Origin of the sequence: Streptomyces sp. NPDC001678 (genome assembly GCF_042892945.1) — a bacterium.
In the GTDB taxonomy this organism is placed as follows: Bacteria; Actinomycetota; Actinomycetes; order Streptomycetales; family Streptomycetaceae; genus Streptomyces.
In genome coordinates, this window is sequence record NZ_JBIAUP010000001.1 from 329005 (window position 1) to 341021 (window position 12017).

11 protein-coding genes and 1 riboswitch are annotated in these 12017 nt (G+C 73.3%); of the genes, 3 read left to right on the plus strand and 8 right to left on the minus strand.

What is annotated here, in order from left to right; translation table 11 throughout:
- Positions 1 to 24 precede the first annotated feature (24 nt).
- Positions 25 to 1167 carry a glycosyltransferase family 4 protein gene (locus ACFYZR_RS01475; RefSeq protein WP_391903291.1) on the minus strand — a complete coding sequence of 381 codons (1143 nt, stop codon included), beginning with the start codon at positions 1165 to 1167 and terminating at the stop codon, positions 25 to 27.
- Between the two features lie 123 nt (positions 1168 to 1290).
- Here ACFYZR_RS01475 and ACFYZR_RS01480 point away from each other — a divergent pair, with 123 nt between their 5' ends.
- Positions 1291 to 2532 carry a glycosyltransferase 87 family protein gene (locus tag ACFYZR_RS01480; protein ID WP_391903294.1) on the plus strand — a complete coding sequence of 414 codons (1242 nt, stop codon included), beginning with the start codon at positions 1291 to 1293 and terminating at the stop codon, positions 2530 to 2532.
- A gap of 78 nt (positions 2533 to 2610) precedes the next feature.
- On the opposite strand, the gene ACFYZR_RS01485 is transcribed toward ACFYZR_RS01480, so the two are convergent.
- From ACFYZR_RS01485 to ACFYZR_RS01505, 5 genes are all read right to left on the minus strand, one after another.
- Positions 2611 to 3780: a hypothetical protein gene (locus tag ACFYZR_RS01485; protein WP_391903297.1), complete on the minus strand. Its 1170-nt coding sequence runs from the start codon at positions 3778 to 3780 to the stop codon at positions 2611 to 2613.
- 34 nt (positions 3781 to 3814) lie between these two features.
- A complete protein-coding gene (locus tag ACFYZR_RS01490; protein ID WP_391903300.1) occupies positions 3815 to 4888 on the minus strand; it encodes an NlpC/P60 family protein in 1074 nt (357 codons plus the stop codon).
- Between the two features lie 265 nt (positions 4889 to 5153).
- Positions 5154 to 6227: an NlpC/P60 family protein gene (locus tag ACFYZR_RS01495; protein WP_391903302.1), complete on the minus strand. Its 1074-nt coding sequence runs from the start codon at positions 6225 to 6227 to the stop codon at positions 5154 to 5156.
- Between the two features lie 217 nt (positions 6228 to 6444).
- Complete coding sequence (locus ACFYZR_RS01500) at positions 6445 to 7818, minus strand: NYN domain-containing protein (protein WP_391903305.1); 1374 nt, start codon at positions 7816 to 7818, stop codon at positions 6445 to 6447.
- 19 nt (positions 7819 to 7837) lie between these two features.
- On the minus strand, positions 7838 to 8080 hold the full coding sequence (locus tag ACFYZR_RS01505) for a hypothetical protein (protein ID WP_391903308.1): 243 nt from the start codon (positions 8078 to 8080) through the stop codon (positions 7838 to 7840).
- A 146-nt stretch (positions 8081 to 8226) separates the two neighbouring features.
- Between ACFYZR_RS01505 and ACFYZR_RS01510 the strand changes: the two genes are divergently transcribed.
- Together ACFYZR_RS01510 and ACFYZR_RS01515 are read left to right on the plus strand one after the other, a co-directional pair.
- Positions 8227 to 8946, plus strand: coding sequence for a rhomboid family intramembrane serine protease (locus ACFYZR_RS01510; protein ID WP_391903311.1), 720 nt, complete (start codon positions 8227 to 8229; stop codon positions 8944 to 8946).
- Positions 8943 to 9224, plus strand: coding sequence for an Lrp/AsnC ligand binding domain-containing protein (locus ACFYZR_RS01515; RefSeq protein WP_311614355.1), 282 nt, complete (start codon positions 8943 to 8945; stop codon positions 9222 to 9224). Before ACFYZR_RS01510 ends, ACFYZR_RS01515 begins: the two co-directional genes overlap by 4 nt.
- Positions 9225 to 9285: 61 nt before the next feature.
- Here ACFYZR_RS01515 and ACFYZR_RS01520 read toward each other — a convergent pair whose 3' ends face one another.
- Entirely contained in the window at positions 9286 to 10596 is a 1311-nt protein-coding gene (locus tag ACFYZR_RS01520; protein WP_391903315.1) for an aminotransferase class V-fold PLP-dependent enzyme, read from the minus strand.
- 120 nt (positions 10597 to 10716) lie between these two features.
- Positions 10717 to 10833: riboswitch (SAM riboswitch) on the minus strand.
- A gap of 77 nt (positions 10834 to 10910) precedes the next feature.
- Positions 10911 to 11972, minus strand: a complete 1062-nt coding sequence (trpD, locus tag ACFYZR_RS01525) for an anthranilate phosphoribosyltransferase (protein WP_391903318.1) — start codon at positions 11970 to 11972, stop codon at positions 10911 to 10913.
- Positions 11973 to 12017 lie beyond the last annotated feature (45 nt).

Here is a 12017-nt window from a genome sequence, read left to right on the forward strand (position 1 = left end):
AAGGCGCGAGCCCCTTACCCATTGCTAGAGGAGTTCCTTGAGGCGCTCCGCCAGCAGGTCCCAGCGCCAGCGCTCCTCGACCCACGCACGGCCGCGCTCGCCCATGCGGCGGCGCAGCTCCGGGTCCTTCAGCAGGGTGACGATCCGGTCGGCCGCCTCCTCGGCGGAGCCGCCGCGCACGACATAACCCGTCTCCCCCTCCAGCACCGCGTCCGGGGCACCCCCCGAGTCCCCGCCGACCACCGGCAGGCCCGTCGCGGACGCCTCCAGGTAGACGATGCCGAGCCCTTCGACGTCCAGGCCGCCCCGGCGCGTACGGCAGGGCATCGCGAAGACGTCGCCCGCGCCGTAATGGGCGGGCAGTTCCTCCCAGGGGACGGGCCCGGTGAAGCGGACCGCGTCGGCGACCCCGGTCTTGGCGGCGAGTTCGCGCAGGTCGTCGGCGTAGGGGCCGCCGCCGACGATCAGCAGCACCGCGTCGGGCACGGCCGCGAGGATTCGGGGCATGGCCTCGATCAGGGTGTCCTGGCCCTTGCGGGGGACGAGCCGGGAGACGCACACCACGACCGGCCGGTCCGCGAGCCCTAGCCGGGCCCGGGTCTCGGCGCCGCCGGAGGCGGGATGGAAGGTCTTCTCGTCCACCCCGGGCGGCAGTTGCGCCATCCGCGCCGCCGCCTCGTCCGTCAGCGCGGAGGCGATCCGGGACCTCGTGTACTCCCCCAGATAGGTGATCGTGTCGACGCCCTCGCCGATCCTGCGCAGCAGTTGCCGCGAACCCGGCAACTGGGCCCAGGCCGCCTCGTGCCCATGGGTGGTGGCCACCAGCCGGCGGGCCCCGGCCCGCCGCAGCGCGGGCGCCATCAGCCCCAGCGGCGCGGCCGCCCCGAACCACACCGACGTACAGCCGTGCTCCCGCAGCAGCTCGGCCGCGCGCCGGGTCACCCGGGGCGTGGGCAGCAGCATGGTCGTCCGGTCGCGGACCACCGGGAAGGGCTGCTCGGCGTCGAAGCGCGCGGTGGCCTCACGGCCCTCCTCGCTCCGCTTCCAGGTGGAGGCGTAGACGACGATGCTCGCCGGGTCCAGGCGCAGCGCCATGTTGTGGAGGAAGGCCTGGATGCCGCCGGGGCGGGGCGGGAAGTCGTTCGTGACGATCAGGGTCTTGTGCATCGCCGCCGACAGTACCGGGTTCGAACAGCCGTCAACCGCGCCGCGTCGCCGCGCGCACGGGCCCCCTCGACCGGCATGATTCCTCTCAGTTACCACGCGCCTACGGCGGGATGAGGTGAAGTGATGGTGGCGGGCACTGGTCTGCGGCTCTCGATCGGGGTGTGGGCCGTCACCCGGGCCGTTCTGATGATGTGCGTGTTCCGGGTGTGGGACATGCCCGGTTCGGACGTGTCCGTCGACATCGAGGTGATCTACCAGGGCTGGTACGGCGTCCTGCGCGGCGGCATCTTCCCTTACGACGACGTCACCTGGCAGTACCCGCCGGCCGCCGCGCTGGCCGTGCTCGCCCCCGGACTGCTGCCGTTCCTCGCCTACGCGCCGGCGTTCTTCGTCCTCTGCCTCGTGGCCGACGCGGCCGTCATGGGGATGCTGCTCCACTCGGTGCGCGGCGGCGGGCGCGGCCCACTGGGCGTCTGGGTGTGGGTGACGGGCGTACCGCTGCTCGGGCCGATCGTCTACGCCCGCTACGACGTGATGGTCACCGCCGTCGCCGTCGCCGCCCTGCTGGCGGTGGGTCGCCGCACCCGGCTGGCGGGATCCCTGATGGGCTTCGGCGCACTGCTCAAGATCTGGCCGGTCCTGCTGGTCATCGGCACCCCGCGCGGCCGCGCCACCCGGTCCGTCTGGAGCGCGGCCCTGGTGACGGCGGCGGTGCTGGGCATGTTCTTCACGGCCGCGATGCCGGGGGCGCTGGCGTTCCTGACCTTCCAGCGCGACCGGGGCACCGAGGTGGAGTCCCTGGGGTCGATGGTCTTCCACCTGGCCCGGCACATCGGCTGGCACGGCAAGGCGCGCCTCAACTACGGCTCGGTGGAATTCCTCGGCCGGCACGTCCACGCGGTGAGCGCGCTGGCCCTGGGCCTGAGCGTGCTGGCGTTCGGCTGGCTGCTGCTGTGGCGGCTGCGGGCCCGCCGCTTCACGCCGACGACGCCGTACGACGCGGCGTTCGCGGCGGTGCTGCTGTTCACCACCACGAGCCGGGTGATCAGCCCCCAGTACATGATCTGGCTGATCGGCCTGGCGGCGGTCTGCGTCACGATGCGGACGCCGCGGCAGCGGTTGCCGATCCTGCTGGTGCTGCTGGCGGCGCCGCTGACGCAGCTGGAGTTTCCCATCTGGTTCTCGCATGTGGTGGCGAGCGACAAGTTGGGGGTGGCGACGCTTACGTTGCGCAATGCGTTGCTGGTGGCGGCGACGGTGGTCGCTTGCGCGAGGCTTTGGCGGGAGACGGTGACCGAGGCGCGCGCGCCGGAGGGGGAGCCGGAACCGCCGGCGGAGCGGGAGTCGGCGCTGGTGCCGAGCTAGCGGGCCGGGTGCGGGCCGGTGGTCGCGTTGTGCCCACCCGTTCCGCCCTGCGGAACGATTGCCCACAACGCGGGCACCTCAAAAGGCCCCCGCCACATACGACCGCCACTTCGCCGTGAAGTCTCCCTCGCTCATCCCCAGCACCTCCCGGAACCCATCCTTCCCCGCCCGGTAGAACGCCACCAACGCCCCCTCCCCCCACCCCTCCGCGATCATCCGGCAGGCCAGCCATCCGCCCTCGTAGGCCCGCGCCAAGCGCCCCGCCTCGCCCGTGAAGGCGAAGTCGCCGTTCGCGGGAAGCCCCGACGGCAGGTCGCCCGCGTCGACGGACGCGGCGAGCTCGGGGGCGGCCTGCCGGGCCGTGCGGTCCGTGCCCCGGTACGCGGCCCAGTCGGCGAAGCCCTCGGAGAGCCACTTCGGCGTGGCCGCCGTCGTCACCGCCCGCGTCGCGACATGCGTCGTCTCGTGCGTGAGCACGATCCGCCGGCCGAAGTCGCCGAGCTCCCCGTACGCCTCGGGATTGACGACGATCCGGTCGCCGGTGGCCACGGCCGCGATGCCCCGGTAGTTCGCGGCGGGCGTCTGAAGGAGGGCGCCCATCCGCTCCAGGGAGGCGGGCACCTCGACCACCACGCGCTTCGCCCAGCGCCCGCCCCACGCCGCGTCCACCGCCGGCACCGCGGCGTCCGCGAGGCCGGCCACCGCGCTCAGCAGGCGCTCGTCCTGGCCCACGCCCAGGACGAGGCTCCGCCCGCCCCGGACGGCCGCGACCCGGCCCTGCTCCCACAGCTGCCCCGCCGGGTGCCCGGTCTCCTGCCCGGCCACGTACCAGCGGCCGTCCCGCCGCGTCAGCGTGAGCCGGAGCGGGGCGGTGACGGGAGCCGTGTCGTACCCCGCGAGGCGGTAGCGCAGCTCCGCCTCGGCCACCGTGCCCGCGAGCCGCACCAGCCGGTACTCCCAGGAGGCGAGCGGCACGGCGGCGAGGTTGGCGAACACCAGGCGGCGCTCGGCGCGGTAGCCGTCGGCGGCGGGGTCGACGACGGCGAGGTACGCGTTCTCGTCCCGCCGCCGCACCGCCGCCGCCCAGTGGTCGAGCAGCCGCCGCACGGACGCCGCGTCCGGCTCCGGGGGCGCGGCGGGGGCGCCGGGGCCGCAGCCCGTCAGCGCGGCCGCGGCGAGACCGAGGCCGAGGCCGCACACCGCCCGCCGCCCGACCGGCCTGCCGCCATCACCGTCACCGTCCGTCACCCCCGCATCGTACGCACCGTGCGGGCGGCCGCCCTCAGGGGCGGGTGACGGACGAGATGGGCATCATGTCGGCCCGGTCGTAGCGCACCCGCGCCCCCGGGTAGGGCGCGTGCACGACCTGGCCGTTGCCCACGTACATCCCCACGTGGCTGGCGTCGTCGCGGTAGATCACCAGGTCTCCGGGGCGGGCCTCGGAGAGGGAGACGTGCCGCCCGGCGTTGCGCTGCGCCTGCGAGGTGCGCGGCAGGCCCACCCCGGCCCGGCCGTAGGCCCACTGCATCAGCCCGGAGCAGTCGAAGGCGCCCGGCCCGGTGGCACCCCAGGCATAGGGCGAGCCGACGGCCTGGCGGACCGCCATGACCGCGGCGAGGCCCCGGCCGGAGCCGACGACCTCGGAGACGTCGCCGAGGGACGACAGGGCGGCGGCCCGCAGCGGGCCGCCCGAGCGCTCCCCGGAGCGCGAGGCGCGGGCGTACTCCTGGCGGTCGGCGTCCGGCAGGGAGTTCAGCAGTCGGCGGGCGGTGGCGAGTCTGTCCTCGACCTCCCGTTTGTGCTGCTCGACCGCCCGGCGGCTGTCCTCCAGCTCGGCGAGGGTGCGGGCGGCCTCCTGGCGCTCCTGGCGCAGGGTGCGCTGGGCGGCCAGCAGGGCGCGCAGCTCCTCGGCCTGACGGCCCGTGACGCGGTCGAGGGTGGCGGCCTTGTCGAGGTAGCCGTCGGGGTCCGAGGAGAGGATGAGCTCGATGGCGGGGTCCACGGCACCGTGGCGGTACTGGGCGGTGGCGATCAGCCCGAGGGCGTCGCGCATCCGGTTGACCTTCTCCTGGCCGCGCGCGACGCGGTCGGCGACCTGTTCCACGCGCTCCCGCAGGGCGTCGGCGCGCTCCCCCGCCGCGTTGAACTTCTCGGTGGCCCGCTCGGCCTGTTCGTAGAGCTGGTCGAGCTGTGCCTTCACCGTCCCGGAGGCCTTGGAGTCGTCGGCGGGGGCACCGGGCCGGGCGAGCGCGGGAGCCGCCGAGAAGGCGGCCGCGGCGGTGGCCATGGCGGCGGACAGGACGGTGACCCGGACACTCTGGGTGAGACCGGACTGCGAACGGCGATGGGACGCCACGGGGTGCCGCACTCCCTTCCACTGTGTGCGGACCCTGCCGCCCGGTCGACGGGCGGACGACGGCCGGGCACCGCGCGCCAGACAGTAGCGGCGCGCTCACCCCCGGTTCAAAGACCTCGCGGCCGGCAAAAACGGCGCCCCGCCGTCAGACGCAGGTCATCGGCGGGGCGCGGTGTCACTTGCCGTAGTCGTGATTCGCCCGAAAGGGCGGCATGGCGCGGCGGAAGTGATGAACGGCAGAGGTTCAGCAGAGGTGTTAACCCGATCAGCCGACGCGCACACCGAACTGGAAGGGCATGTTGCTCATGGCCTCGTAGCGCACAAAGGCGCCGGTGCGGGGTGCGTGGAAGACCTGGCCGTTGCCCGCGTAGAGGCCGACGTGGTGCTGGTCGCCGTAGAAGATGACGAGGTCGCCGGGCTTGAGCTGGCTCTGGTCGTAGATCCGGGTGCCGGCGTTGGCCTGGTCCTGGGAGATGCGCGGGAGGGAGACGCCGGCCTGGCCGTAGGCCCACTGGGTCAGGCCGGAGCAGTCCCAGGTGGACATTCCGGTCGCGCCGTACTCGTAGGCCTTGCCCTCCTGGCTCTGCGCGTAGGCCAGGGCGGCGGCTGCGTGACCGGAGCCCGCGGGGATGTTCGGGCGGCTGTCGGAGCGGCTGGCGCGGCCGCTGTCGCCGCTCTTGCCGCTGTCGCCGGCCTTGCCGCCGGAGCCGCCCTTCTGGTCCGCGCCGGTGATCTCGGCGCGTTCCTTCTCGCTGAACTGGTTGAGCACCTTCTGGGCGTCGGCGAGCTTGCCCTGGACCTCGTCCTTGTGCTGCTCGACGGCCTTGCGGGTGGACTCCAGGTCCGCGAGTTTGGCGGAGGCCGCCGCGCGCTCCTGCTTGAGGGTGCGCTGCTTGGCGGCCATCAGCCGGAGGGTGTCGGCCTGCTTGGCGCTCAGCTGGCTGAGCCTGGAGGCCCGGTCCAGGTAGGTGTCGGGGTCCGAGGTGAGCAGCAGCTGGAGCGTGGGGTCTATGGACCCGGTGCGGTACTGCGAGGCGGCTATCAGGCCGAGGGCGCCGCGCATCCGGTTGAACTCGTCCTGGCCGCGCGCGACCTTGTCCTGGAGCTCGCTGACCTGCTTCTCCAGCTTGTCGTGCTGCTCCTTGGCCCCGTTGTACTTCTCGGTGGCCTGCTCCGCCTCTTCGTAGAGCTTGTCGACCTGGTCCTTGGCCTCGGACTTCGACAGCTTGGTGTCGGCGTGGGCGGCCTGCGCGGAGAGGGCGACGGCCATGGCCGCGGTAGCGGTCAGCACGGTGGCCCGAGTACGGCTCGGCTTCTTGGGACGACGGTGGGACGCCACGGAGACGAGCTCCTTCTTCTCTGGGCCGCCCGCCGCGCGAAGTCCTCGGGCGCGACGGGACCTTCACCGCGCACCCGAACGGATGACCTGCCGGATGAAGGTTCGAGGCACGACCCTAGTGACCACCGTCGCCACCGTTCAAATTTTCCTGCGAAAAATCTTGGTCAGCGCCGCATCCTTTACCAACCTGACACAGTCGGTAATGACCACTTGACGGTCAGGTGCGTGCAAGTCGCTTGAGCAGCAGGGCCGATGCCACGGGCCGCGCCCCGGCCTTGGCCACCCCGTCCGCCACCTCGCGGTCAGTGGAGACCACCACGACCGGCCGGCCCGGCGGCTCGGCCCGCACCAGCTGACGGATCAGCTCGTCCGCCGTCACACCCGGCTTGCTGAACAGCACCCGCACCCCGCGCGGCGGCGCCAGCAGCACCGGCGCGGCCAGCTCCGCGCCGTCGAAGACGCAGGTGACCTCGGCGCCGGACTGCGCGGCCAGCATCGCCAGCCCGCCCAGCAGCCGCAGCCGCTGCTTGTCCAGCGGCATCGTCGGATAGCCGGTCTTGGTGACGTTGTAGCCGTCGACGAGCAGATGCGTCTGAGGCAGCGCCAGCAACTGGTCCAGCAGCGCCGGATCGGTCTCCGACAGCGCCCGCGTCGCGATGTCCCGGGGCGTCATCGTGCCCGGCCGCACCGCGTCCACCGTGTCCGCCGGGGGCACCGAGACCGGCGGCAGCGCCAGCTCGCGGCGCAGCCCCTGCGCCGCGTCCAGCACGGTGTCCAGCAGCAGCCGCAGCCGGACGTCCTCGACGCTGCGGCCCTCGCGCGTCGCCCGGCGGCTCGCCTCCAGGGCCGCCTCGGCCTCCGAGAGCCGGGCCTTGGCCCGCCGCGCCTCGCCCTGCGCCGCCGCCTTCTCGGCGGCGGCCTCGGCGCGCAGCGCCTCCAGCTCGCCCTGGGCCTTGCGCAACGCCGCCTCGCCGCGCCGCACATCGCTCTGCGCGCTGCGCAGCTTGCGCTGCAACGATTCGGTGTCCCGTCTGACGGCCTCCAGCTCGGCCCGGACCCGGTCGGTCTCGGCCTTCGCCTCCGCCCGCGCCGCGGCCAGCTCCTCGCGCAGCCGCGTCAGCTCGTGCCGGGCCTCCTCGTCGGCCCGCTCGGCGCTCGCCCGGGCCGCCTCCTCGCCCGCCGCCGTGACCAGCTTGACCCAGCCGGCCGGCCGCAGCACGAACGCCATGGCGGCCACGTCCTCCGGATCGGCGGCCGCCGGCGGCGACCCGGCCTCCAGGGCCTCCGCCAGCTCCGAGCCGCTCTCCCGCAGCCGTGCGGAGATCCGCTGCCGGAAGGCCGTGTCGCTCTCCACGGCGGCGGCCATGGCGTTCCCCGCGAACTTGGCCCGACGGGACGGGGTGAACCGGGCGTACTGCCGCAACTGGGGCGGCAGTTCCGTGACCGTCAGCCCGCCGAACGCCTCCGCGACAAGCCCGATGACCCGCCGCCTGATGCCTTCGGGCAACGGGCGGTCGAGCACCTCGCTGACGCCGTCGTCGGCCCCGCCGGCGTCACCGGCCGCCTCCACGCCGTCCGTGTGCTCCACCACCGCTTATCGCTCCCGTTCGTCAGGCATCGGCGCCCGGCCGGGCCACCAGCTCGATCTGGTCGACGGCGTTGCACCAGCGGCAACGCACGGACTCGATCGTCTCACTGACGATCTCGCGCTCCTCCACCGCGGGCTCCCCCGCCAGGTCGAGGTGCACGAACTCCACGGCCTTGGTCGTCCGCGTGACGTCGAAACGCGTGAGGTTGCCGCACAGGGTGCAGCGCCACCGGGTCCCGGCTGCCGGCTGGGGAACAACGCCCATCGTGTCGTCCGTCCTCGTCTGTGGTCCGCGGGGTGCTCCCCGTAACCCTACGGCCTGCCGGTCGCCGGGCGCGGGGCGTGCGGCCCGCGCGGACGACCCGGCGAGGCGCTCTGCACGGGTTGCGCCCGGTACGCCATGATCTGGCCATGATCGAAACGGCAGGGCGCCGGGGCCACGCCGGCACCCCCTGGGTGACCTGGACGGTCCTGGCCGTCTGCGGCGCGGTCTTCCTGATCGGCCCCGTCTCCGGCCTGAATCCGGCCTACGGCACCGGACCCGGACTGCTGTCCGCCCAGACCGACTACTTCGCACGCTGGGGGGTCGTGCCCCAGGAGCTCCTGCACGGCTCCCCCTGGGCTCTGTGCACCCCGCTCACCGCGCTCTTCGTCCATGGGAACTGGCTGCATCTGCTGGGCAACATGCTCTTCCTCTACGTCTTCGGCGCCATGACCGAGGCCCATCTGGGCCGTGCCGCGTTCCTCTGCTGCTACCTCCTCACCGGCTATCTCGCCCTGTTCGGCTACGCGGCCGTGCACGCCCACTCCGAACGCACGCTCGTGGGGGCGTCGGGAGCCATCTCCGGGGTGCTCGGCGCGTTCCTCTATCTCTTCCCCAGGGCGCGGGTCACCAGCCTCTTCCCTTTCCTGTTCTTCCTGCCGCTGCGCTTTCCCGCCTGGGCCGTACTGCTGTTCTGGTTCGCGCTCCAGTGGCTGGCGACGGGGACGGACGCCGGGCGCCCCGGGGTCGCCTATCTGGCCCACGTCGTGGGGTTCGCACTCGGATTCGGCTACGCCTGGGGCCTTCGCACACCTGCGGCTAGAGTGAAGGACGCAGCCAGGTCCACCGAAGGAGACAAACCGACGTGATCACTTCGATCGTGCTCATCAAGACCGACGTGGACCGGATCCCCGAGATCGCCGAGAGCATCGCCGCCATCGAGGGCGTGAGCGAGGTCTACTCGGTCACCGGTGGCGCCGATCTGATCGCGATGGTGCGAGTGGCCCGGCACGACGACCTCGCGGACCTCATCCCGGGCCGGATCAGCAAGGTGCCGGGCGTGGCCTCGACGGAGACCCACATCGCCTTCCGCACCTACTCCCAGCACGACCTGGAAGCGGCCTTCGCGATCGGTCTCGACAACTAACAGGCCCCGAAGGGGCGCGGGGAACTGCGCGACCAGCCCAAACCGGCCCGCAGCCGAAAATCTACGCGGCACCGTCGCCGACAAGCTCCCGCACAGCCCCCACGAACCGCTCCACATGCTCGTCGGGCGTCCCCGCCCCGAAGCTCACCCGAACGGCATTGAGGGACTGTCCCTCGTCGGCCGCCCCGCAGTCGCCGGGCGCGTCCCGGTCGCCACCCAAAAGCGTCCGCACCAGCGGATGCGCGCAGAACAGCCCGTCGCGGACCCCGATGCCGTACTCGGCGGAGAGCGCCGCCGCGAAGCGGGAGCTGTTCCAGCCGTCCACGACGAAGGAGAGGACGCCCACCCGCGGCGCGTCCGGGCCGAACAGCGACAGCACCCGGACCCCCGGGACGTCCGCCAGCCCGGCCCGCACCCGCGCGATCAGCTCCCGCTCCCGCTCCACCAGCCGGTCGAAGCCCGCTTCCTGGAGCGCCTTGCAGGCGGCGGCGATGGCGTAGGCGCCGATGACGTTGGGCGAGCCCGCCTCGTGCCGGGCCACGGTGTCGTGCCACTCGACGTCGACCCCGCCCTCGGCGTTGCGGGCCACGCTGCGGCTGGCGCCGCCGCCCGCCAGATACGGCTCGGCCTCCCGCAGCCAGTCCGCGCGCCCCGCGAGTACGCCCGCGCCGAACGGCGCGTACAGCTTGTGCCCGGAGAAGGCGACCCAGTCGACGTCCCACCCGGCGACGTCCACGGGGTGGTGCGGCGCCAACTGGGCGGCGTCCAGCACGATGCGCGCGCCGTGCGCGTGCGCGGCCGCCGCCAGCTCCTTCACGGGCCACAGCTCACCGGTCACGTTCGACGCGCCGGTCACGCACACCAGCGCCGGGCCGTAAGGCTCCCGGTCGGCCAGCGCCCGCTCCAGCGTCTCGACGGCCTCCCCCGGCGAACGGGGGGCGTCGAGATAGGTGACCTCGGCACCGCGCCAGGGCAGCAGGGCGGCGTGGTGCTCGGTCTCGAAGACGAACACCCGGCAGCCGGCGGGCAGTACGGACGCCAGGAGGTTCAGCGAGTCCGTGGTGGAGCGGGTGAAGACCACCTGGTCGCCCTCGCGGCAGCCGAGGAAGGAGGCGACGGTGGCCCGGCAGCCCTCGAACAGATCGGTCGACAGCTGCGAGAGGTACCCGGCGCCCCGGTGCACGCTGCCGTAGTACGGCGCGTAGGCGGCGACGTCGTCCCACACGCGCTGCAACGCCGGTGCGCTGGCGGCGTAGTCGAGCGCCGCGTAGGTCACCTCGCCCCCGGTGGCGAGCGGGACACGGACGTCACGACCGAGGACGGGCAGCGGCTCGGCGATGGTGGAAACAGGGGCAACAGGGCATACGGACATGGCGAATTCTCCCGGCAGGGGTGATGGATGGAGGCGTACCGGAGAAGGGGCCGGAACGGCCCTAGAGCATTCGCTGCAACACGGAAGGGTCTCCCTCGACAACCAGGATCCCTGGCGAGGGATCCGCGCTTGCCGCAGACGTCGCTGCCCGCGGCCTGGTCATCACCCGGGGCACCCCGCCACGGAAGGAGGGTTGCCGGACAGCAAGCCGGGGCCGAAACGCTGTCACTCGTGACCTGCGCAGCATCATGCCACAGGATCTTGAATGCGCAAGGGCGCGGTCCGCATCGCGGACCGCGCCCTTGCCGGAAGGCCTACGCGTTGCTGGCCGTCACCCACTTCTCCAGCACCCGCCGGGCCGCGCCCGAGTCGATGGACTCGGCGGCCCGCCCCATCCCGGCCCGGATCCGCTCCGTGAGCGGCGCGTCCGTCGGCGTCAGGGCGGCCAGCGCGGCGGCGGAGTTGAGCAGCACCGCGTCCCGGACGGGGCCGGTCTCGCCGGCGAGCAGCCGGCGGGCCACGTCCGCGTTGTACGAGGCATCGGCGCCCCGCAGCGCCTCGATGGGCACCAGGTCGACGCCGACGTCCCGGGGGTCGAAGGACTCCTCCCGCACCCGGCCGTCCCCCACGATCCACACCCGCGAGGTGGCCGTCGTGGTGAGCTCGTCGAGCCCGTCGTCACCGCGGAAGACCAGCGCCGAGGAGCCGCGCTCGGCCAGCACCCCGGCCAGGATCGGCGCCATCCGGGCGTCCGCGACCCCGGTCGCCTGGGCCTTCACCCGCGCGGGGTTGGTCAGCGGGCCCAGCACGTTGAACGTGGTGCGGATGCCCAGCTCCCGGCGGGCGGGGGCCACGTAGCGCAGGGCGGGGTGGAACTTCACGGCGAAGCAGAAGGTGATGCCGGCCTCCTCGGCCACCTCCACCACCCGGCGCGGGGTCAGCTCCAGATTGACCCCGAGCTTCTCCAGGACGTCCGAGGCGCCGCTCGCGGAGGACGCGGCGCGGTTGCCGTGCTTGACGACCTTCGCCCCGGCGCCCGCGACGACGATCGAGGACATGGTGGAGATGTTGACGGTCTTGGCGCCGTCGCCACCGGTGCCCACGATGTCGACGCTGGGGCCGGGCACCTCGATGAGATTGGCGTGCCGGTACATCGCCCGGACCAGGCCGGAGATCTCGGCGACCGTCTCGCCCTTGGCGCGCAGGGCGACCGCGAAGCCCGCGATCTGGGCGTCGGTGGCCTCCCCGCGCATGATCCGGTCCATGGCCCAGGCCGTGTCGTCGGCGCCGAGGTCCACTCCGCTCAGCAGGGCGTCCAGGAGGCCCGGCCAGGTGTGTGCCACCGAGCGCTCGCCGCCTGCGGGGGTCACGTTCATGGTCCACACTCCTGGTGGTCGGTCCCTGGTGGGGCCGTCGGGGGC